The following is a 21,192-nucleotide window of genomic DNA, read 5'->3' as shown; positions in this document are numbered from 1 at the left end:
CTTTAGTTCCTCCCCGGAACGGGGAGGGGGACCATTCGCCACTTCTGGCGAATGGTGGAGGGGCTTGGAGCGAGGCAACCGTGCCGCGCTCCAAGCCCCTCCACCACCCGCTGAAGAAGCGGGCGGTCCCCCTCCCCGTTCCGGGGAGGAACAAGTCTACCGCGCAATACCGCCCGCAGCGAGCACCGCCAGGGTCACCAGTTCGCTCGCCGTCGACGTCATCGGCGCGATCTGCACGGATTTCTCCATCCCGATCAGCATCGGCCCGATCACTGAATCCCCGCCCAGCTCGCGCAGCAATTTCGCCGAGATATTGGCGCTCTGCAGCCCCGGCATGATCAGCACATTGGCGGGGCCGGACAGCCGCGCGAACGGATAATTCGCCAGCTGTTTCGGGTTGAGCGCGACATCGGGCGACATCTCGCCCTCATATTCGAAGCCAACCTTGCGCGAATCGAGCACCTGCACCGCAGCACGCAGATTCTCGAGCCAGCGCCCCTCGGGGTTGCCGAAGTTCGAATAGCTGAGGAACGCGACCCGCGGCTCATGCCCCATCCGCCTGGCGACCATCGCGGTCTGCTCGGCGATATCGGCAAGCTCCTCGGGGCTCGGCCGCTCATTGACCGTCGTGTCGGCCATGAACACGGTGTGGCTCTGGCCAACCATCAGGTGGATACCAAAGGCGGTCCGGCCCGCCTCGGGATCGATCACCTTGCGCACCTCGCGCATGGTGTGCGCATAGGTCCGGGTGATGCCGGTGATCATCGCATCGGCCTCGCCGAGCTGGAGCAGCACCGCGCCAAAGATGTTGCGATCCTGGTTGATCATCCGCTCGCAATCGCGGCGCAGATAACCACGCCGCTGCAGTCGCCCATAGAGGAAGTCGACCATCTTCGGCACCAGAGGCGAGTTGCGACTGTTGTGCAGCTCATAGCTTTCGGGGTCGCTCACCCCGAGCAGCTTCAGCCGCTCATAAACATCCTCGCGCCCGACCAGCACCGGCGTGCCATAGCCGCCATCCTTGAACGCGATCGCGGCCCGGAGCACGACCTCCTCCTCGCCTTCAGCGAACAGCACCCGCTTGGGATGCGCCCGCGCGCCCTCATAAGCGAGGCTGAGGACCGAGGTGGTCGGGTTCATCCGCGCACGAAGCGTCTGGCGATAAGCCTCCATGTCGAGGATCGGCTTGGTCGCGACGCCTGAATCCATCGCCGCCCTGGCGACGGCGGCGGGGACGATCTCCATCAGACGCGGATCGAACGGCGCCGGGATGATATAGTCAGGCCCGAAAGTGTGGCGCACACCGTAAGCGACCGCGACTTCCTCGGGCACCTGCTGGCGCGCAAGGGCGGCGAGCGCCTCGGCGGCGGCGACCTTCATCTCGTCGTTGATCGTCGTCGCCCGCACATCGAGCGCGCCGCGGAAGATGAAGGGGAAGCCGAGGACGTTGTTGACCTGGTTCGGATAATCGGACCGGCCGGTGGCGATGATCACATCGGGCCGCGCGCGCTTGGCGTCGGGCGGGGTGATCTCGGGATCCGGGTTGGCCATGGCGAAGACGATCGGCTTCGGCGCCATCTTCATCAGCAGCTCGGCCGGCAGCGCACCGGCGGCGGACAGCCCCAGGAAAACATCGGCGCCGTCCAGCGCTTCCGCAAGGCTGCGGCGGTCGGTCTTCACCGCATGCGCCGACTTCCACTGGTTCATATCGTCGGTGCGGCCCTGGTAGATCACGCCGGTCCGGTCACACATCAGCAGCTGGTCGTGGGGCAGGCCCATCGCCTTGATCAGTTCGGCGCACGCGATCGCGGCGGCGCCCGCGCCGTTCACGACCACGGTGGTGTCCTTGATGTCGCGCCCGGTCAGGTACAGCGCGTTGATCAGGCCGGCGGCAGCGATGATCGCGGTGCCATGCTGGTCATCATGGAACACCGGGATGTTCATCCGCGCGCGGAGAGTCTGCTCGATGATGAAGCATTCGGGGGACTTGATGTCCTCGAGATTGATGCCGCCAAAGCTCGGCTCCATCAGCTCGATCGCGTCGATCAGCCGGTCGACATCCTCGGTCTTCAGCTCGATATCGATCGCGTCGACATCGGCGAAGCGCTTGAACAGCACTGCCTTGCCTTCCATCACCGGCTTGGAGGCGAGCGCGCCGAGATTGCCCATGCCGAGAATCGCGGTGCCGTTCGAGATCACCGCGACGAGATTGCCCTTGGCGGTATAATCATAGGCAGTCGCCGGATCCTCATAGATCGCACGCACCGGCACCGCGACGCCGGGCGAATAAGCGAGCGCGAGGTCGCGCTGGGTCGCCATCGGCTTGGAGGCGATGATCTCGATCTTGCCCGGCCGGCCTTCCGAATGGAACAGCAGCGCTTCGCGCTCGGAAAACTGGACGTTCGATTCGTCGGCCATGCATCTCTCGCTTTCGTCGTCGCCTTCACGCGGGCGCGAATCCTATAGGATCACCGCCTTTAGTGGCAACGTGACCCCTCGTCACCCGGAACTGTTCCGGGAAGCACCCCGCCCCGCATGTCGGTTGCCGAGGCTCTTGCGACATGGAGGGGACCGCGACAAGGGTATGATGCGCAAAAATCATACTAATGGAGTGACAGGTAGCCGATAGCGCTGCCGACCTGGGCTATCTCCTCACCTTCATCCGCCCGGCGGCATGCTGTTCGTCGATGATTGGCGACTGTTGGTACCAAAGCCGTTGGCAATAGCGCGCGCCCTGTCCTAGTGTGCTAATACAACATCACGCGGGCGGAGGAACAATGGGCCGGGCATTATCGACGATCATCCCGGCACTTTGCTGCTGCGCCGCGCTGTCCGCCCCCTTCCCTGCCCTCGCTCAGGACCGGGCGAACGACAACGCCGTCACCCAGGCCGAGGATGGCTTCGGCTTCAGCGTCGGACGCGAGACCATCGGTATCTACACCGCCAACAGCGCGCGCGGCTTCTCGCCGACCGCGGCCGGCAATGTCCGCATCGATGGGCTTTATTTCGATCCGCAATATGCGCTCACCAGCATCGTGTCCGAATCCTCGACCATCAAGGTCGGCCTGTCTGCGCAGGGCTATCCCTTCGCGGCGCCAAGCGGGATCGTCGATTATGCGCTGCGCCGCCCCGAAAGCCGCGCAGCCGCTTCGATCGTCCTCAATGCCGACAGCTATGGCAGTTTCGGCGTCGAAGTGGACGGCTCGCTGCCGCTGAGCAAAACCCTGTCGCTCGGTTATGGCGTCACCGGCAATCGCACCGCTTTCCCCGACGGCACCGATAACTGGAACCATGCACAAGGCCTGATCCTGCGCTGGCGCCCGGCACCAGGCGTCGAGATCGTCCCCTTCTGGACGCTCTCCAACGATTATAATGACGAGGCCGGGCCCTTCTACATCCCGGGCGGCAAATTCCTTCCGCCGCAGCCGCGCATCCACCATTTCGACGGCCCGAGCTGGGCGGACTTCCGCTACAGCGCGACCAATCACGGCCTGCTCGCCTCGGTCGCGCCGGCGAAAGACTGGCTGATCCGGCTCGGCGCGTTCCGTTCAGTCTTCGATCAGAAAGCCAGCTTCACCAACCTGCTGGTCAATCTCCAGCCCGATGGCACCGCCAATCGACTGATCATCTCCGATCCGCGCGCGAAGAATGTCTCGCTCAGCGGCGAGCTGCGCGTCACGCACAGCATCGCTGAAGGACCCCGTCTCCACGTCATCCACCTCAGCCTGCGCGAGCGTGACGCGCGCCGCCAGTTCGGCGGCTCGGACTCAGTCGATCTCGGCCCGACCGCGATTGGCCAACCCGTCACCGCGCCCGCGCCCGTCTTCGTCTTCAGCGACCAGTCGCACGACCATGTCCGGCAGACGACCTATGGCATCGCCTATGACGGGCGCTGGAAGAATGTCGGCGAGTTGAGCTTCGGCGTCTCCCGCGCCGACTATGCCAAGACCACCGCGCTCGCCGGCGTCGCCGCCGTCACCGCGCGGTCCCGGCCCTGGCTCTATAACGGCACCGCAGCCGCCACGGTTACCAAGGCGATCAGCCTTTATGCCGGCTATTCCCGCGGGCTCGAGGAAAGCGGGCTAGCCCCGCCCAATGCGGCCAATCGCAACCAGCCGCTGCCGACCATCCTCACGCAGCAAAAGGACGCCGGCATCCGCTGGCTCGTCACCGGCAACATCAAGGCGGTGGCTGGCGTGTTCGATCTGCGCCGACCCTATTTCAGCCTGGATGCCGCGAATATCTTCACCCAGACCGGCACGACCCGCAGCCAGGGCGCTGAATTCTCCGTCACGGGCAATCTGACCCAGCGGCTCGGCATGGTCGCGGGCGGCTATGTGCTTCGCCCCCGCGTCGAACGGGATGCCAGCGCAGTCGGGACGATCGGCCCGCGCCCGGTCGGCCTGCCCGGGCATCTGTTCAACTTCAACCTCAACTGGCGCACGCCGCTGCTCCAGGGCCTGTCGCTCGACGCCGCCGTTTTCCACCGCGGCACCGTCGCTGCGACCACTGACAATCTGGTCATCATCCCGTCCCGGGCGCAACTCCATCTCGGCGGGCGCTACAGCTTCAAGCTGAGCGGCCACCCGGCGACGTTGCGCCTTCAGGCCGCGAATATCTTCGATGATCGCGGCGTCGGCATCGCCGGCCCCGGCATCTATTCCGCCAATTCGGGACGCTATTTCACCGGCTATCTGGCGATCGACGTGTAACGCGATTCCGCCCCCGGAGCGTCGCTCCGAGGGCGGAAAGGAGATCAACGGCAAAGGAGATCAGCGGCAGCGGACGTCGCTGCCGTTCTGGTCGATCGCCTTGCCGGCCAGCGCACCGAGCACGCCGCCAATCAGCGTGCCGGCGACCCGATTATGGCCGCCATCGATGACATTGCCGACCACGCCGCCGCCGATGGCGCCGATCACCAGACCGGTCGTGCCGTCATTGCGCTTGCAATAATAGCGCCCGTCGGAGCCCCGATAGACCTCGTCCTGAGCGGAGAGGCGGCGCTCCTGATATTGCGGGCCATCGCGATAATAGCGCCGCGCGTCATAGGTCGTTTCGAAGCGGCGATCGTCGTCCCGGGTTGCAATCGCGCCATCGCGATAACCCGAGCGGCCGTCGTTCCGCGCCCAGCGGATCTGCCGGCTGAGATCGTCGAGCCGCTGGTTGAGCATGGCGCGGCGCTCCGACGTCATCCGCCGGTACGATGCGTCCCGGCGGATGCTGTTGAGCTGATATTGCACGCGCCGCGCCTCGCGGCGATCGAGCGAACCATCGGCAAGCCCGCGATTGATGCGCTGCTGCAGAAAATCGACTCGCTGGCGTGGCGCGTCCGGCGCGCCGCGCCAGAAATCGTCATGGTTCCAGCTGCTACCAGAATTGGCCTGCCAATCCGAACGCTGCGCCGACACGGGCGCGCAACTCAGCAGCGCGACAACGGCCGCGCCGCACAAAATTTTGATCTTCATGGAGTCTCTCCTGTATTCCAATATCGTCTTAGCGATTGTCACTGAACGCGCCGCGCAGCATTTGGTGCCGTCCCGGACCAAATGAATGGGCGGCCGGGCTAGTGCCCACGCCTTATGGTGACGGTGGCTGTAGCCGACGCGCTTACGCACATCTGTACAATGTTCTGTACAGATAGGAAATGTCAGTGACCCCTCATGACATTCCCAACAGCCGCGGAGACGCTGATCGCTGTCTCCGCCCACCTGGCCTCACGCTTGGCTGTGACACCCCCCGATAGGTGTGACAAAATTCTCCAACAGCGGCGCCCGGTTTTCCGTGCATTCCCCTCGTAAGAGCCCCTTCCAGCGTCCGACATCCGCGCCGAATTATGTCACACGTCCAACATTTTCGCCGCGAGCGCGCCCTCGTGATTCAACCCGTGCCTGAAGTCGCCCATAGCGACATAGCGGACCGTCAGAAGCGGCCACTTCGCTCTTTCACATGACTGGATTCTTGTCCGCTCGCGATCGTCGACAGGCGCGCATCGCCCGCGAGAAAACGGGCCGCACCCACCTGCGCGCTCTGCCCCACGCCGACGCGGAGCCAGGGCAAGCACGGCAGGGCAATATTCGGAAGACCGGAACCTCAAAGCACGGAGCTTGTTGAGCATCCGTATCATTTGAGAGGAGACTTCAGATGCTTGGCACGATCCTGATCATCATCCTGATTCTTGCCCTTGTCGGCGCATTGCCGACCTGGGGACACAGCCGCAACTGGGGCTATGGGCCGTCCGGCGGGCTTGGCCTTATCGTGGTGATCATCATCATTCTGGTCTTGCTCGGCCGGATCTAGCCGCTGATCAGCCCCTTCCCTGATGGGAAGGGGCTGAAGAAGCTCCACCTCGACGCCAGTTCAGGCGGCAACCGCCACCGGCGCCTTGCCGAGTGCTTTCTGCCACGCCGGCAGCCGAGCGATGCCGTCATAGAAGCGCTGCACATGCGCGAACTGGTCGAAGTCGACCGGGATACGGTCGCGATAGGGCTCAGCCGCGGCTACCGCGAAATCGACATAGCTCAGCCGATCACCGAGCATGAACGGCTTATCCGCCAGATGCGCGTCGAGCACCGGAAGATAGCGGCGCGCTTGCACCAGGCCGTTATCGACCAGGGCCTGATTGGGCTCGCCCCAGCCGAATTGCGGCCGCACCACGGTTTCGAAGAAGATCGTGCCGAGCGCTTCGTTATACTGCACGGCTTCCCAATAGAGCCAGCGCAGCGCGTCCGCCCGTGGTCTCAGGCCGGTCGGGAACATTACCGTGTCGTGCGCGAGGTAGACGCCGATTGCGTTCGATTCCCACAGTGTGAAATCGCCATCGACCAGAGTCGGCGCGAACCGGTTCGGGTTGATTGCGGCGTAGTAACCGTCCGACTGCACCTGCTCGACTGTCATGGCGACGATTTCGACCGGCAGATTGAGGTGATGGACCAGCGCCAGTACCTTGCGCGAGGTGGGCGAACCGGGAAGGACATGGAGTTTCATGAGAACAGCCTCCTGAACGAGGCGGCCCGATGCCGCCCCTTCGCCATTCAGGACGGCGCTGGCTGGCAAAAGGATTCGCGAGGGCACGAATCTTTTCCCACCCCGCCGCCGTCTATATCCATGACAGGGGCCGGAAGGACGAATGAGCAGCATGGATGAGGATCGGCGAAAGGCGCTCGAGGCGCAGCTGGTGGCATTGCGGCCGGCGGTTCACCGCTATGCAGCCCGGATGGTCGGCTCGGCGCTTGATGGCGAGGATGTGGTGCAGGAGGCGATCGCGCGGGCCGTCGCCGCGCTCGATCATGCGCCGCCCGACGAGAATGCCGATGGCTGGCTGTTCCGGATCGCGCACAACGCCGCCATCGACTTCCTGCGCGCCCGCGCCCGGAGGACAGCCCGCATGGTGGAAGAAGAGGACCTCGTCTCCGGCGACGATGTGGCCGCAAGCCGCGTGGCAGCACGCGCGGCCCTTTCGGTATTCATGCAGCTGCCGCCGTCGCAGCGCGGCACCGTGATCCTGAAGGATGTGCTCGGCTATTCCAACGAGGAGGCGGCGGGCATCCTGGACATGACGCTCGCCGCGACCAAGGCGGCGCTACATCGCGGACGAAACCGGCTGCGTCTGTTCGCTGAGGAGCCAGCCGGCGCCCCGCCACTCGACACCGCCGATCTCGATCGCCTGCGCCTTTATGTCGATCGCTTCAACGCGCGCGATTTCGACGCCATCCGCGGCATGGTGGCGGATGACGTCCGCTTCGATCTGGTCGCGCGCGCTCAGGGCGGCCGCGCGTCGTTCGAAACCTATTTCAGCCGCTATGGCGAGATGACCGCCTGGCACCTCTCGGCAGGCCTTGTCGATGGCCGCCTCGCCGCGATCGTCACTGATCCGGCCGACCCCGCCGGCCCGCCGACTCATGTGATCGCAATCGACTGGGCGGGCGACCGCATCGCCCGCCTGCGCGACTTCTACCATGCGCGCTATGTGCTCGAGGGCGCGGCTTTGGTTTTGCTGCGTTAGGCGATCTGTTGGGGGACCCGGTCCAGGAACGCTCGGGTCGCCTCGAACACTGCCCGGGATCGTACTACCGGATCCGGGAAAGTCTCGCGCAGCCGTTTGGACCGTATCTCGATGCTCAGCGGCGCCTCGGCCGGCAGGGCTGCAAGCAGCTCGATCTGAGGCAGGCAGCCGGCGCCGCACATCAGGCGCTTGTCGATCGCCTCTTCAATAATGCCCGCAACATCGTCAGGCCCCGCGCCCGGGCCGCGGATCCATGCGTCGCAGAACTGCGCATAAGGAAGCAGCTCGCGCGGAATATCGGCAACCTCGCGCGCTGTGCCGCCGGTCCGTTCGAGATGGAGCGGGTCGATCAGGATCGCCCCGGCCGGGCTGGCCGCCGCGCCGACGATCGCCATCGCCTGCTCGAGGGACCTGACTTCAGTGAAAAATCCGAATTCGAGCGCGACGCGCAGCCCCAGCGCCTCGCCATGCGCGCACAAAGCCGCGAACTTGGCCGTCGCCGATCCGGCATCGGTATCCGAGCTGACCACCAGCACGTTTTTGGCGCCGACTTTGGCGCCGATGTCCATGATGCGCAGGTGATCGGGGTTGGCCTCGCCCGGCTGGAGCCAGATGACCTCGACGTCCAGGACGGAAATGCCACCGTCTTCCACGATCCGCCGTACCTCTCTCGTGGTGCGGGCCGACCAGTTTGGCGGCTCGACCCAGAGACCGACCGCCGGCCAACCGCCCTGGACCGCAGCGTTCGCAACCCGCGTCGCGGAGAATTCCGGCAAGACTCCGGAGGCAAGGGAAATCAGCCTACTCATGATCAGGCTCCATTGACAGCGGGCGGAGGCGCGCTCACGCCCATGGCACGATCAGCGGCGAGCCGGTCCAGTCGTCGCGTTCGCGGACTGTCTGCGCGTACATCCCCCGGATGATCGCATTCTCCGGGTACATCTCGATCATGTGGCCAAAAGAGGCGCGGGCATCGAGATAGCAGATCCTCGCCCCGAAAACGGTCGTGAACTCGCTCGCCACCGGAAAGCCCATCGCGACCAGCCGCTGCTGGTCCCGATCATAGTCCGGGCTGAAGGTCGCGACGTGATGAAGCCCTTCCTGCCCGTCCGGGAACATGTCGTGAAACGCGCTTGGCGTCGTCGAAACCAGTTCGATCAGCTCGATATTGAGATTGCCGGACTGGACGAAAACGCCGCGCAGCCGGATCGGTGCGGCGGGCTTGCCGCGATAGATATGGTTGTCGAGCTGCGCCTCACCGCCGCCGACAAAGGGGCCAAGGCCATAGGCCTGGTGCATCTGCGCGCACGCCAGTTCGAGATTGCGGACGACATAGCAATTCTGGACGATCTCGAGCGCGGGGACCGGCGGCACGCTCAGACGCCTGCGAGCAAAGCGGTGCGAACCGGCATCAGCGTCGGTGAAAATGCCGCTGCGAACGAGGCGCCCCCGAATGAATGCATCCCGTCCTCCACATCGCCGCACCATCGTGATCAGCTACGGGTGTGCGTAGGAAAAGATGCGAAGACCGGTCACCTGTCATTTCCGAGAGCCCGCCCACCTTGATGTGGGGACACTATACTTAACTCAAGCGATGGTGGGTCGGAAAAAGTAAACGCTTGGTAACCCTTCGTCCCTAGGCTGCTCAATCTAACGTGCGCTGGTATGCGCCGGAGTATTGATGGGTCAGTTCGAACCAACATCGACCGTTGACGACCCTATAGCTGGCGGGCAGTCGGCAGCGCGGTCCAAGAATGCCCGGCGCGCTTCCCCTCGGTCCGATAATCTTTCCCGCGACGGCGTTTCGGCCCTTTTGTCCGGGGCTCGCGAAGCGTGGGACGGGATGGCGGAGCTGGCCGCCATCGCCCTCGGCGTGCCCGCCACCTTCATCTGCCTCGAGACCGGCGATCAATGCCGAGTCGTGGCGAGTCACGGGCTTTCCGACGCTGACACCGCGTTTGCCGAGATTATATGCGCGGATTGCCTGCGATCCTCCGCGCGTGTGACCCGCCGGACAAAGGTGGCGAAGCGCAAGGCAGATGGCGCCGCTGACCCGTTCTGGATCGCGACCCCGCTCGCCACCGACACTGACGGAAGGATTCGGGGTGCGCTCGGGTGTCGTGGCGACGCCCGCACGCTGAGCGCTCTGTCTCCGGAGCAGGAACGCACCTTCGACATTCTGCGGGAACGGATACCATCCCGGCTCAAGCTCCAGGAAGCGTTGCTGGAAAGCCTGGAGCACCATCGCTCCGCCATGGAGCTCGATCCCCTGGTTCGCTGGACCGCGGACGCGCAGGGCAATCTGCTCGACCTCAACGACAGGTGGCGGGATTTGACCGGCGGCCCGCCCCAGGAGGCGCTCGGCGACGGCTGGCGCGGCTATCTCCATCCGCAGGACAGCACCTCCGCGCTCAAGGCCTTTGCCACGGCACTGCGCCAGGGGATGCCGATAGATGTGAGTTTTCGCCTGCGCTCCGCGACGGGGGCGTGGCGTTGGGTCAGGGCCCGCGCCCGCGCGCGCCATGGCCCTGCCGGCGAGTTGTTCCGCTGGTATGGCACGACCGAGGATATTCACGACCGGGTCACCACCGAGCAAGCGCTGCGGGAGAACAGCGCGCAGCTGCGCACAGTGGTCAACCAGGCGATGGTCGGCATCCTCCACCGCGATCTCGAGGGGCGCCTGCTGACCGTGAATGACCGCTATTGCGAACTGCTCGGGCGCACCCCCGCGCAGATCGACGGTTTGCCCATGGAGGCGTTCACCCACCCGGATGACATTGGGCGGAATTCGGCCCTGTACGCTGAGCATGTCGCCCATGGCACGCCCTTTCAGGTCGAGAAACGCTATCTGCGGCCGGATGGTTCGTCGCTGTGGTGCGCGGTCCATGTCTCGTTCGTGTGCGACGAACAGGGGGTTCCGCGCTCGAGGATCACGGTCGCCCAGGACATCACCGCGCGCCGCCAGGCCGAGACCGAGCTGCGCGAAAGCATGGATCTCCTGCAGACCGTTATCGACAGCGTTTCGGATCTAATCTTCGTGAAGGATCGGAGCGGGAACTTCGTCCTTGTGAACAAGGCAATGCGCGAAGGCTGCGACTTTGAAAGCGATATCTCGCCCGAGCTCAGCCGTGCCTATGCAGAGGCCGACGCGCAGGTCATGCGCAACGGCGCGCCGCTGGCGCTCGAAGATCTCGTTGTGTTCGAAGGCCAGCTGCGCCCGTTCGAGACGATCAAGGTGCCCTGGCGAAAAGGGGACGAAATCGCGGGTGTGGTCGGCGTCTCCCGCGATATCGCCGAGCGGCTCAAAAGCGAGGCAGCGCTTCGCGAGAGCGAAGAGCACTACCGCTATTCCGTCGAATTGAGCCCCCAGATCCCATGGACGGCCATGCCCGACGGCAGCATTCAGGAAGTGGGACCGAACTGGGCCGACCTCACCGGAACGGATATCGAGCAGGCACTGGGCTTTGGCTGGATCGAGGCGGTTCACCCGGACGATGCCGACCAGGCGCGCGATCGTTGGCAGCAGGCCCTGCAAAGCGGCGAGCCGATCGACATCGAGTATCGCCTGCGGCGGGGCGACGATAACTACCGATGGGTGCGGGCGCGTGCATCGCCCCGGCTCGACGATGCGGGCAAGGTGGTGCGCTGGTACGGCACGCTGGAGGATATCGACGATCATCGTCGCAGCCAGGATGCGCTGCGCCAGAGCGAGGAGCGTTTTAGGCTCGCGGCACAGGCGGCACGGCTTGGTATCTGGGACTTCGATCTGGAACGGGGCACGCGCGAATGGTCCGGCGAGCTCCGCGCGATTCTCGGCCTGCCGCCCGATGTCGAGGCGTCGGCGGAAACGGCGATGGCGCTGGTTCATCCCGATGACCGGCAGCGGGTGCGCGTGATTGCCGACGCTGCAGCGATGCCCGGCGGCGACCAGCGTTTCGAAATGATCTTCCGGATCCTGCGCGCCGATGATGGCGAGCTGCGATGGGTCTGCGCCAATGGGTGGCGCACGACCGGCCCTTCCGGCCAGCCCGGCCGGATCCTTGTCGCGGTCCGCGACATCACCGATGCGCGCACCGCGGATGATCGCATTCACTGGGCGGCGCGCCACGATGCGCTCACCCGCCTCCCCAATCGCGCTGCGTTCCAGGATGCGCTGGATGAGGCAATGCGGCACGCGATCCCGCCCGCCGGCACGATCGGCCTGATGCTGGTGGATGTCGATCATCTCAAGCAGACCAACGACTGTTTTGGTCATGACGCGGGTGACGCGTTGCTGCGCACAATCTCGGGTCGCCTGCAAACCATTGCGGGGCAGCATGGCTTTACCGCGCGGCTCGGGGGCGACGAATTCGCGCTTCTGTTCTCCGGCCCCGCGGCCGAGCGGGAAATGGCCCGGGCAAGCGCGCAGCTTGGCCCGGTGCTTGGGGAAGCCTTTGTCCACGAGGCGCGCATTCTCGATTGCCGCGCCACCTCCGGTGGGAGCCTGTTCCCGGAGGACGGGTCGAATGGCTCCGAGCTGCTCAAGGCGGCCGACATGGCGCTGTATTCGGCGAAGGCGAATGCGCGCGGCGGCCTGGTGATGTTCAGGCCCGAAATGCGCGCTGACCTCAAGCGCCGCACATCAATGCTCAGCATGGCGCGCGCCGCGATCGATGACGAGCAGGTCACGCCGTTCTTCCAGCCCAAGGTGGAATTGAGCACCGGCCGGCTTGTCGGCTTCGAGGCGCTGTTGCGGTGGCAGCATCCACACCGGGGCCTTCAGCTGCCGGGGGAGATATCGGCGGCGTTCGACAATCTCGACCTGGCACTCGCGCTCAGCGACCGCATGTTCGATCAGACCATCGCGCTGATGCGCCAATGGCTGGACGACGGCGTGGAATTCGGCACCATCGCGATCAACGCGGCTTCGGCCGAATTCAGGCATGACGATCTCGCCGAACGGATCCTCGAACGACTGGACGGGGCAAACGTGCCCGCCACGTTGCTCGAACTCGAGGTGACGGAGACCGTCTTTCTGGGCGGCGGTGCCGATCATGTCGATCGCGCCCTGCGCCTGTTGAGCGCCGCCGGAGTAAGAATTGCGCTCGACGATTTCGGGACGGGCTATGCCTCGCTCAGCCACTTGAAGCATTATCCGGTCAACACGATCAAGATCGACCGCAGCTTCGTCTGCGATCTCGAAAACGCGACCGGCGACGCGGCGATCGTCAATGCGGTCATCAATCTCGGCGGCAGCCTCGGCATGGATATCGTGGCTGAAGGCATCGAGACCGAGGCCCAGGCCCGCTATCTGCTCGACCATGGCTGCGGGCTCGGCCAGGGCTATTTGTTCGGTCGGGCGACTGAGCCGGCCACCATCCCCTCGCTCGTGTCGACATGGCAGCCTCACCGCCACGTCGCTCCGCCGCGCCGGAGCGCGTCGATACACGCGATCCGCACGGCCTGAGGGTTACTCGACGGCGACTTTTGGAACGCGAGCGCGGTGACACCAGCCACCGCGCCCGCCTCACATCAGAGTCAGCGGCAGCGAACGTCGCTGTTCTTGTCAATCGCATTGCCGGCGAGGGCGCCGCCGCCGGCGCCAAGCAGGGTGCCGAGCACCTTCGAACCGCCGGGCGCGATCAGGTTGCCGAACAAGCCGCCAACCGCAGCGCCGACCACGAGGCCGGTGGTTCCGTCGGAACGGCGGCAGTAATAGCGCCCATCCCGACCGCGATAGACCCGATCCTCCGAGGCCAGACGACGCTCCTGATAGCGACGATCGTCGTGCCGGTAATAACGATCGGCATAATAGCCATTATATCGCGGGTCGGGGTGGTCGTAATCATATTGGCTGTAGCTGGCGTACCGCGAATCGTCGCCATAAGTCTCACAGCCGCTGACTAGGGTCGTCACGGCAAGCAAGCCGATCATCAAGCTACGCATCACACTCTCCTGATTTTCCGCTCCCGGCGCCAATGCTTGGGCACGGCATATGGTTGCGTAGCGGCGGGCGATCTGATGGGCGGAGCGATCCGGCCCGGTGGCGAGAGCAGCTTCATTTCCGCATTGCGCGGCGAGGCAGCCTCGTTACCTGTATGCCGCAAAGTTTCAGGCTTCGGGGAGGCGTCGAGATGGGCCGCATCTTTTCCGCACTGATCCGCGCGCTCGCGCTTTTTGCTGCATGCGCCGCGATGAGTGGGACGGCGGCCGCCGCCGGAATGAACACGCAGAGCTTCGAATTCGTCTCCGCGGGAAAGCGGCTGTCGGGCTTTGTCGATATGCCGGCGGACGGCCCCGCCCGCGCCGTGATCCTGATCGTCCCCGGTTACGGCAAGACGGATGTTGCGGGCCGCACCTCCTGGTACGATTTGCGCAGCCTGTTCACGAGCCTTGGCATTGCGACGGTGATTTGGGACAAGCCGGGCTGCGGCAAGAGCGAGGGCGTTTTCGACGCCGATCAATCGGTGGAGAGCAGCGCCGTGGAAGTCGCGGATGCGGCCCGGGAGATCAGAAAGCGCGCCTTGCCGGGGGCGGCGAAGATCGGCCTTTGGGGCATCAGCCGCGCCGGCTGGATCGCACCGCTGGCGATCCAGCGCGACCCCGGCATTGCATTCTGGATCTCGGTCAGCGGCACGGATGCCGAGGAGAATTTCCCCTATCTGCTGGAATCCAACCTTCGCATCGAGGGCCGGACGGAAGCGCAGATCAAACAGCTCGTCGGCGAGTGGCGGCGCGGCTTCGAGATCACCAGCCATGGCGGCAGCTTCGAAGACTATATGGCAGCCACGCAGGCGCTTCGCCGCGATCCCTTCATGATCTATTTCACCGGCGGCGCCGAGGAGACCAGGGCAGCGTTCCTCGCCGAGCAGGCGAAATTCACGAGTGGCGCGTTCAAGGTCGACAAAAGAACCGGCCTGATGATCTACGTGCCCGGTTTCGACAGGGTGCTCGGCCGGTTGAATATTCCGGTGCTCGCCCTGTTCGGCGAGAAGGACCGGAACGTCGACTGGCGGAGCACGATGGCGCTCTATGCGCGGACCATCGGCAGGAATCCCAGGGCGAGCCTCACCGTCCGGACCTTTCCTGACGGCAACCATAATCTCCAGCAAAGCCCCACGGGCGGGCTGCGCGAAATGATCGAGATGACCGAGCGTCGTCCGGCCGACGGCTATCACCAGGCGATGATTGGTTGGCTGCGCAGCAAGGTGCTGAACTAGGACAATCGACATTCAGCACGTCGGTTTGAGAGCGGGAGAAGGATGTTCACGCGAAGGCGCAAAGGCGCGAAGAGCGGGCGCTGATAAGGAAGATCGTCCTTACGTCCGCTTCGACCCCCCGGCAGGTGGAGAAATGAACGCCAGCTCCAGGTGAACCCTTCGCGCCTTCGCGCCTTCGCGTGAACCCTTTACTGCGACATTGAACGTCGATTCGCCCCAGGCAATGTGCCGGCGGCGCGCGGAGGGTGGACGCCCATCCTCCCCTGTTATCTCCTGTTACGCGCCGGAATTTTTTTCCTCCGCTGTTATTTCCAACTCTCCATATCAATTTCTCTATTGAAATCATAGACTTATTGATGATTTTCCTGTTCCGCCATAACAGGGGAGGAACAGGGGAAGAAACAGCGGAAGGCGCCGCTGCGAAACAGGCAAAAACAGCGGTGGGTTGATTCAACCGCAACGCGAAATCGGCTTTTAGGTGAGGCACGGAAACCATGAAGGAGACGTGCCATGAACATGGAGCAATTTGAATCAACCGGCGCGGCGCGGGGCTGCGCCGAGGACGCACTGGACACGGATACGCCCGAAACCAGGGCGGGCGGCCCGGGCTATCCGCCGGAGGGCAGGCGCTTCGCCAAGGGCGTATCCGGCAACCCCAATGGCCGGCCGAAGCGCGTCACCGGCGCGAAGGGCGATCGCCTGCCGGGCGCGGACGAGCCGACGCGGCGCGTGATCCTGGCGGAGGCCTATCGCATGGTGACGGTGAAGGATGGCGACACGGACGTGACGCTGCCGGCGCACGAAGCGGTGTTCCGTGCCATGACCGCGCAGGCGCTGAAGGGCAACCAAATGGCGCAACGGCGCTGGACAGCGATGGTGCGGGAGGCCGAGGCCGAGCAGAAGCGCGACCAGATCGCGATCTACAATGTGATGGAGGCGGAGAGCCTGAAATATGAATTGTCGTACCGGCATGGGCGCCGCGTGCCGGTCATCAGCTATGAGGATGATATTGTGGCGGATCCGTACACCGGGGTGGCGGTGGTTCGGGGGGAGGAGTGAGGGACGGCTGATTGCGCCCCTATACCATCCAGAACGGCTTCCACTCCATCTTCTGGCTCGGCCGCTCGGAATAGTTAGTGTGCTGGTCGCTAAGGTCGTCGAGCGGTTGATCGTTGACGTGGGAGAAAGCTGCTTCCATCGCCCGATCCCTGCCCGCCGTCCAATCGGCGAACCGGAGCGGGACCAATATGTCGGGCATGGTCCAGACCCGCTTGTCATAGGGGTGGGAGTCGAACCATGGCAGGGTCGACACATATGCCTGGAACCCGTCGCCCTGAAACGGCCTGGCATCGCCCTCGTGATTGGGGGCGCCGCCGGTGGGTTCGCCCACGAACACAGCCCAGGTCTCCCGCTCGATCCTCGATGTCAGGTTCTGGGCAGCTGAAAAGGTGTGAGGTCCGATCAGCACATAGAGCCCGCCGGGGCGGTTGAAGCGGGACCGTTCGAGATGTTTCCTCAGGCCCTCGCCCAGGCGGTTGTCGCCGCCGTCGTTGCGGCGCAGATCGAGTACGACCCGTTCGATCGCGGGGGCCTCCATAGCCGCAAAGGCATCTCGCACGAAGGCCAGGATCGAGTCCTTGCTGGCGAACAGGCGGTCGAACGCGATGACCAAAGTGCGGCCTTCCGCGTGGGCGAAGTTGGGCGCCAGACCCGGCCGCCAGGTTTCGACCGGGAACGGCTTTCGAGGAAGCGGAACCAGCCCCTCGCGCCCGTCCGCGCGCGGGATCAGGGCGGCCTTGACGAGCGAGCCGCCTAGCTCAGCCTCGATCGTGACCGGCGCCGAGACGCGGGCGGGCGGGGCCAATCGCGCGCCGCGCAGGACCGCAGGTCTCAGGATTAAATCCGCGTCATGATGGGCGCGGGTGGCGTTGTTGCCGGGCCACATGGCCGCGAAGGATCTCAGGACCTTCTCAATGGCGACCCCATCCACATGCGTGATCCGTGCACCAAGCAGAGGCGCGCCTTCTCCCTTGGCCGCGGTGACGTAGAGTCCGTCGAAGAAGGGGTTGGTGGCAATCGGAAGGGTGAGGTCGAAGCCGGGCGCCTTGATCATTCCCGCTGGTCCCACACGCCCATCCACGTACATCGTCGTGTGGCCGTCATGGAACCAGGCCAACCGCGCCATGAGGCCCATGAGATAGGCCTCGGGGCTCATGGCGTCGGCCTCAGCGGCGAGGCGATCCCACCCTGCTCGCCACACCGGGTCTGTAGCGGCCATCCAGCCGCGCGGGTGGGTCGCCTCAGCGTAGCTGCGCAGTCGCGCGGCTTCCGAGCGGCGGGGTTTGGAAACGGCTGCCGCCGCCGGAACTGCCAGGCTTCCCGACAACAGGATGGAGAACTCCCGCCGCGTAGGGCCATATGATCGACTCATGTTCCGATATCCCTTGCGCGGCCGGCAGCCCCCGCTCGCCTTCCAGCTGTATTGGTGATATATCAATGCAATACAGTCAAGAGGTAAGTTCTCACTTCTCTCGCCTCACGCTGAGCACATCGGCGCGATGCGTATGTCTGCTTCAGAGTGACGGAGAGCCTAGAAGCGGCTGCTTTCGAGAGTGCACCGCGAAAGGGCGGCGCGGCGGCATCTGGACCGGAACCGATTCCGCTGGCATAGGCGCGGCATGTTGAAGCTTCTCCTCCTGCGCGAAGGCTGACGTGGCGGCACCGGCCGCCCACGATCCATCACGCACATCACGAGAAGTTCAATGATCATCGAAATCCGCGCCGGCGAAGGCGGCGACGATAGCTGCCTGTTCGTCCAGGATCTGGCCAGCGCCTATGTGCGCCTGCTCGATCGCCATGGCTGACTGCACCAGCTCGTCCGCGTCGAGGGCGCGGCGACGCTCGAGCTCGCGCCCATTGTCGGCTTTCGCCACGAGATCGGCGGCCACCGCGTCCAGCGCGTGCCGCCGACCGAACGGCAGGGCCGGGTCCATACCAGCACCATCACGGTATCGGTGCTCGACGGCCTGGTGGCCGAACCCGCGGTGCTGCGCCGCGAGGATGTCAGCGCGCGCTGGTTCTCCGGCACGGGCGCCGGCGGGCAGCATCGCAACAAGCACCAGAATTCGGTCGAGCTCGTCCATCTCCCCACCGGCCTGAAGCGCGCCGCCCAGACGCGATCGCGCGACACCAGCATGCGCGCCGCCTGGGATGCGCTCGCCGCCGCAGTCTCCGAACAGGCTGCGGGTCAGGCCGCGCGTGACGAGAACGGCATCCGCAGCCGCCAGATCGGGCTTGGCATGCGCGCCGACAAAAGGCGGACCTGGCGGTTCCGCGACGACCGGGTGATCGACGATCTCACCGGTCTCTCGGCGAGCTGTGCGAAGGTGATGCGGGGCCATGTGGACCTGCTCTGGCCGGAAGGGGAGCGGGTGGAGCGAGCGTAAATCCGGCGCCCCAGCCCCAGCCCCAGCCCCAGCCCCTGAAAGAAGGTCGAATGCATCCCTCAGGCAGCAAGCGCTTCGTTTTGCGGGCTTCTTTAGGCAAAGAATTAGAGCGCCAAAAAAACACCGCCACGTAAATTAAGTGCTGCGGGACAAGCGATGGTGGTCGCTCGGCTTTCAGGCGCACCATATGCGAAGCGCGCCTCGCACCGCCCTATTGCTCCAGCATCGTTACCTACTCCCTTAGTAGGCCGTTTGCCGTCCCGCAGCGTTGCAGACTCTGGGCCGATCGAATACTGATGTCAAGCACCAGAAAAATCGCCATGCGTGCGATTTTGTCCGGCCAATATCACAAAAATGACCGGGCATCTGGGTGAATGTATATACTCCTGATACGTCTTTTTGCATACGTATTAATTGATGCGTCTAGATTGACTGGTATATATTATAGGACTATATGGCCTATGGAAATTGGCGCTTGGATGCATATAGCAATGTCGGACATGATGGACAAGTGGGGCGGTGCGGTCGCGGGTCGGGGCTTTGCCCAGATCCCGAACTATTTGCTCCTGCTCAATCAATTTCTCCATGAGGAAAAGCGCCTGAGTCCGGCCGAGTTGATCGTGCTTTTCCAGCTAGCGGGAGCGTGGTGGCGCAAGGACGAGATGCCCTATCCTGCGCTTAAGACGTTGGCGGTTCGCGCCGGCATTTCTGATCGACAGGCCCAACGCGCCGTTTCACGACTGGAGGAGGTGGGCTTGCTCCAGCGCGTGAAACGAAAAGAGCGAGGCATGATCGCCTCCAACGCCTATGATCTATCTCCTCTCGTTCGTTTTCTGAATGAAGTTGCCAAGGCGTTCCCTAACGAATTTGTTCGGAAAATTAAAAAGGATGATCTAGAAAAGTTAGATGCTGTTTTGACTGGAGGCACCACAACATTACCAGAAGATCCTAGAGTATTTAAAGTGAAGCCCAAGCCAAGGCGCGCAGTCGTTATTTGATAGTAGTATCTTCGATAGTTCGCTACGAATTTAAAATAAAGTACATGGCGTTTCGGAGCTTGGGTGATGACCCATCTGACAATGGAACATTCGAACCACTGAGCTCAGAACCAACGAAATATATGCACTGTCATCGACCTTCGCTCGACAAAATTATGCCGCACGAGCTGTCCCATCTTCGAATTGAGTTCGGCCGCTCGACGATCTGGGTTCAGCTGTGCGCCACCATGCCGCCGCCCCTCAGACCTATAACGTCAGCGCGGGGAAGATCGCCCAGTTCGGTAGCAGATGCGGGAAGCGCCATCTCATCGTCGTTGAGACTCCCTTTCGCGCATGTCCAACCACCTGCTAAGTGGCCTAGGAAGCAGAGACGTTCGAAAGCGATAAGATGAGACCCAACTGGCTAACCATCTCCATCGTGCCGGCTATTTGTGCTGCTTTGGTCGGGGCCAGCGTGGCCGAAGTACTGGTTTGGTATTCCATGCCTCGGCCAACTCTCGCGACAAATGCCGGGGTGCCAGCGCCGCGCGGCAGCGGCGCTCTCATTGGCCAATCCACGGTGACCCGGCCGGCTGACGCGCCGAAGAAACCGCCTGAGGCAGGTGACGCGGCGAGTCAGCCATCGCCGAAACGCGATGACGCGGACAAGGATGCCGGCCCATGGTGGTCAGTCCTGCTAGGACGCTTGGCTTGGCCATTTGCTTTCCTCTTTACCTTGACCTTCGTCGCCTACAACGCACGCCTGGCGAGAATTTTCGGCTTCGGAACGCGGCTCATTAGAAAGATCAGCGCGGGCGGGGTCGAGATCGAGATCAACTCGGAGACAGTGGAGTTGGCGCAACGGCAGCTCCACGGGACGTTTCAGGACCTGATCACCGGTGCCGCGCAAGAATATGAGCGCATTGCCGAGATACAGGACATACCGACGCTCGTGAAAAACGCGATCGTCTCCAACGTGGGCTCCGGCATCAAGGGGTTTCGCGGAACGATTCACGTTAATGATGTGATCTTTCCCGACTACCTCTACCAGCTTGTTGACTATTATCCGAACGGTGGAGGTGCCCACAGGCGCTTCTCACAGCGTTATGGTATAATCGGCCGCAGTTGGCGCTCCAAGATTTCGCACGGAACGGGAGACGCTTTCGCTGGGGCTGGCTCTGTAGGGGTTCTCATTGAAAACTGGGGAATGACTGAAGAGGAAGCGCATGGTCAGCAGGTGAACACGCGCCCTTCTTGCCTAAGCGTCGTAGTGAGACATCAGTCGATCCCGATGGGAATTCTATTCATCGATTCCACCGACAAGAACGCCTTCGGCGATGACCCGGCAGCGCTGGCCAAGGCTAAAGCAATCGAGGGGTCACAATCGGTCCTGCAGCTTGGTGAAGCTCTTTCAAAGACGTTGGCTCCATTGCGAACTGCCGCACCGAGCCTTAAAATCAAGGGACCAGCAGGATGAACAGAGCGGCAGTACAGCAGGTAGCGGAGCGCGTAGCATCCTATCAGGATGTCGCCTTCGAATACTATGATGGCGCTCGCCATCCAACTTG

Annotated in this window: 17 protein-coding genes and 1 pseudogene; 11 read left to right on the top strand and 7 right to left on the bottom strand. The window is 63.7% G+C overall.

All coding sequences use genetic code 11. The features are described 5' to 3' along the window. Positions 1 to 156: 156 nt before the first annotated feature. A complete protein-coding gene (locus AC1DVS_RS14655; protein ID WP_478024185.1) occupies positions 157 to 2,418 on the bottom strand; it encodes an NADP-dependent malic enzyme in 2,262 nt (753 codons plus the stop codon). Between the two features lie 359 nt (positions 2,419 to 2,777). Here AC1DVS_RS14655 and AC1DVS_RS14650 point away from each other — a divergent pair, with 359 nt between their 5' ends. Further along, positions 2,778 to 4,712: a TonB-dependent siderophore receptor gene (locus AC1DVS_RS14650; protein ID WP_478024183.1), complete on the top strand. Its 1,935-nt coding sequence runs from the start codon at positions 2,778 to 2,780 to the stop codon at positions 4,710 to 4,712. 60 nt (positions 4,713 to 4,772) lie between these two features. Here AC1DVS_RS14650 and AC1DVS_RS14645 read toward each other — a convergent pair whose 3' ends face one another. Beyond that, on the bottom strand, positions 4,773 to 5,465 hold the full coding sequence (locus tag AC1DVS_RS14645; RefSeq protein ID WP_478024181.1) for a glycine zipper 2TM domain-containing protein: 693 nt from the start codon (positions 5,463 to 5,465) through the stop codon (positions 4,773 to 4,775). 676 nt (positions 5,466 to 6,141) lie between these two features. Between AC1DVS_RS14645 and AC1DVS_RS14640 the strand changes: the two genes are divergently transcribed. Further along, entirely contained in the window at positions 6,142 to 6,297 is a 156-nt protein-coding gene (locus AC1DVS_RS14640) for a DUF3309 family protein (protein ID WP_478024179.1), read from the top strand. A gap of 60 nt (positions 6,298 to 6,357) precedes the next feature. Here the strand turns inward: AC1DVS_RS14640 and AC1DVS_RS14635 are convergent, their stop codons facing one another. Further along, complete coding sequence (locus AC1DVS_RS14635; protein ID WP_478024177.1) at positions 6,358 to 6,984, bottom strand: glutathione S-transferase family protein; 627 nt, start codon at positions 6,982 to 6,984, stop codon at positions 6,358 to 6,360. 142 nt (positions 6,985 to 7,126) lie between these two features. Here AC1DVS_RS14635 and AC1DVS_RS14630 point away from each other — a divergent pair, with 142 nt between their 5' ends. Next, complete coding sequence (locus AC1DVS_RS14630) at positions 7,127 to 8,002, top strand: sigma-70 family RNA polymerase sigma factor (RefSeq protein ID WP_478024175.1); 876 nt, start codon at positions 7,127 to 7,129, stop codon at positions 8,000 to 8,002. Here the strand turns inward: AC1DVS_RS14630 and AC1DVS_RS14625 are convergent. Next, on the bottom strand, positions 7,999 to 8,811 hold the full coding sequence (locus AC1DVS_RS14625) for a sugar phosphate isomerase/epimerase family protein (RefSeq protein ID WP_478024173.1): 813 nt from the start codon (positions 8,809 to 8,811) through the stop codon (positions 7,999 to 8,001). The two genes, AC1DVS_RS14630 and AC1DVS_RS14625, sit on opposite strands and share 4 nt — an antisense overlap. Before the next feature lie 34 nt (positions 8,812 to 8,845). Continuing rightward, a complete protein-coding gene (locus AC1DVS_RS14620; RefSeq protein ID WP_478024171.1) occupies positions 8,846 to 9,376 on the bottom strand; it encodes a VOC family protein in 531 nt (176 codons plus the stop codon). 469 nt (positions 9,377 to 9,845) lie between these two features. On the opposite strand from AC1DVS_RS14620, the gene AC1DVS_RS14615 reads away from it, so the two are divergent. After that, positions 9,846 to 13,448, top strand: coding sequence for a PAS domain S-box protein (locus AC1DVS_RS14615; RefSeq protein ID WP_478024169.1), 3,603 nt, complete (start codon positions 9,846 to 9,848; stop codon positions 13,446 to 13,448). A gap of 71 nt (positions 13,449 to 13,519) precedes the next feature. On the opposite strand, the gene AC1DVS_RS14610 is transcribed toward AC1DVS_RS14615, so the two are convergent. Beyond that, the gene (locus tag AC1DVS_RS14610; protein WP_478024167.1) at positions 13,520 to 13,927 is read right to left on the bottom strand and encodes a glycine zipper 2TM domain-containing protein; all 408 of its coding nucleotides are present in this window, start codon (positions 13,925 to 13,927) and stop codon (positions 13,520 to 13,522) included. A gap of 188 nt (positions 13,928 to 14,115) precedes the next feature. Between AC1DVS_RS14610 and AC1DVS_RS14605 the strand changes: the two genes are divergently transcribed. From AC1DVS_RS14605 to AC1DVS_RS14595, 3 genes are all read left to right on the top strand, one after another. After that, positions 14,116 to 15,201, top strand: coding sequence for an alpha/beta hydrolase family protein (locus AC1DVS_RS14605; RefSeq protein WP_478024166.1), 1,086 nt, complete (start codon positions 14,116 to 14,118; stop codon positions 15,199 to 15,201). 245 nt (positions 15,202 to 15,446) lie between these two features. Next, the gene (locus AC1DVS_RS14600; protein ID WP_478024164.1) at positions 15,447 to 15,650 is read left to right on the top strand and encodes a hypothetical protein; all 204 of its coding nucleotides are present in this window, start codon (positions 15,447 to 15,449) and stop codon (positions 15,648 to 15,650) included. A 61-nt stretch (positions 15,651 to 15,711) separates the two neighbouring features. Next, entirely contained in the window at positions 15,712 to 16,260 is a 549-nt protein-coding gene (locus AC1DVS_RS14595) for a DUF5681 domain-containing protein (RefSeq protein ID WP_478024162.1), read from the top strand. 19 nt (positions 16,261 to 16,279) lie between these two features. Here the strand turns inward: AC1DVS_RS14595 and AC1DVS_RS14590 are convergent, their stop codons facing one another. Continuing rightward, positions 16,280 to 17,632 carry a S41 family peptidase gene (locus AC1DVS_RS14590; protein WP_478024161.1) on the bottom strand — a complete coding sequence of 451 codons (1,353 nt, stop codon included), beginning with the start codon at positions 17,630 to 17,632 and terminating at the stop codon, positions 16,280 to 16,282. A 331-nt stretch (positions 17,633 to 17,963) separates the two neighbouring features. Between AC1DVS_RS14590 and AC1DVS_RS14585 the strand changes: the two are divergent. The 4 genes and pseudogenes from AC1DVS_RS14585 to AC1DVS_RS14570 all read left to right on the top strand — a co-directional run. Further along, positions 17,964 to 18,200 (top strand): annotated as a pseudogene (locus tag AC1DVS_RS14585) (PCRF domain-containing protein); the annotation flags it as partial. Between the two features lie 15 nt (positions 18,201 to 18,215). Next, positions 18,216 to 18,647 (top strand): peptide chain release factor-like protein, encoded by a 432-nt coding sequence (locus AC1DVS_RS14580; protein ID WP_478024455.1) that lies wholly within the window; start codon positions 18,216 to 18,218, stop codon positions 18,645 to 18,647. 491 nt (positions 18,648 to 19,138) lie between these two features. Further along, complete coding sequence (locus tag AC1DVS_RS14575; RefSeq protein WP_478024159.1) at positions 19,139 to 19,645, top strand: helix-turn-helix domain-containing protein; 507 nt, start codon at positions 19,139 to 19,141, stop codon at positions 19,643 to 19,645. A gap of 388 nt (positions 19,646 to 20,033) precedes the next feature. Continuing rightward, entirely contained in the window at positions 20,034 to 21,101 is a 1,068-nt protein-coding gene (locus tag AC1DVS_RS14570) for a hypothetical protein (protein ID WP_478024158.1), read from the top strand. The last annotated feature ends 91 nt before the right edge of the window (positions 21,102 to 21,192 follow it).

The organism is Sphingomonas sp. P3_C5, assembly GCF_056402635.1.
This window is presented reverse-complemented; position numbering and strand designations above follow the sequence as displayed.

Coding starts and splice junctions, on each gene's coding strand:
- AC1DVS_RS14655 (WP_478024185.1), bottom strand. CDS start 2,418: ATGGCCGACGAATCGAACGTCCAGTTTTCCGAGCGCGAAGCGCTGCTG.
- AC1DVS_RS14650 (WP_478024183.1), top strand. CDS start 2,778: ATGGGCCGGGCATTATCGACGATCATCCCGGCACTTTGCTGCTGCGCC.
- AC1DVS_RS14645 (WP_478024181.1), bottom strand. CDS start 5,465: ATGAAGATCAAAATTTTGTGCGGCGCGGCCGTTGTCGCGCTGCTGAGT.
- AC1DVS_RS14640 (WP_478024179.1), top strand. CDS start 6,142: ATGCTTGGCACGATCCTGATCATCATCCTGATTCTTGCCCTTGTCGGC.
- AC1DVS_RS14635 (WP_478024177.1), bottom strand. CDS start 6,984: ATGAAACTCCATGTCCTTCCCGGTTCGCCCACCTCGCGCAAGGTACTG.
- AC1DVS_RS14630 (WP_478024175.1), top strand. CDS start 7,127: ATGAGCAGCATGGATGAGGATCGGCGAAAGGCGCTCGAGGCGCAGCTG.
- AC1DVS_RS14625 (WP_478024173.1), bottom strand. CDS start 8,811: ATGAGTAGGCTGATTTCCCTTGCCTCCGGAGTCTTGCCGGAATTCTCC.
- AC1DVS_RS14615 (WP_478024169.1), top strand. CDS start 9,846: ATGGCGGAGCTGGCCGCCATCGCCCTCGGCGTGCCCGCCACCTTCATC.
- AC1DVS_RS14610 (WP_478024167.1), bottom strand. CDS start 13,927: ATGCGTAGCTTGATGATCGGCTTGCTTGCCGTGACGACCCTAGTCAGC.
- AC1DVS_RS14605 (WP_478024166.1), top strand. CDS start 14,116: ATGGGCCGCATCTTTTCCGCACTGATCCGCGCGCTCGCGCTTTTTGCT.
- AC1DVS_RS14595 (WP_478024162.1), top strand. CDS start 15,712: ATGAACATGGAGCAATTTGAATCAACCGGCGCGGCGCGGGGCTGCGCC.
- AC1DVS_RS14590 (WP_478024161.1), bottom strand. CDS start 17,632: ATGAGTCGATCATATGGCCCTACGCGGCGGGAGTTCTCCATCCTGTTG.
- AC1DVS_RS14575 (WP_478024159.1), top strand. CDS start 19,139: ATGTCGGACATGATGGACAAGTGGGGCGGTGCGGTCGCGGGTCGGGGC.
- AC1DVS_RS14570 (WP_478024158.1), top strand. CDS start 20,034: ATGAGACCCAACTGGCTAACCATCTCCATCGTGCCGGCTATTTGTGCT.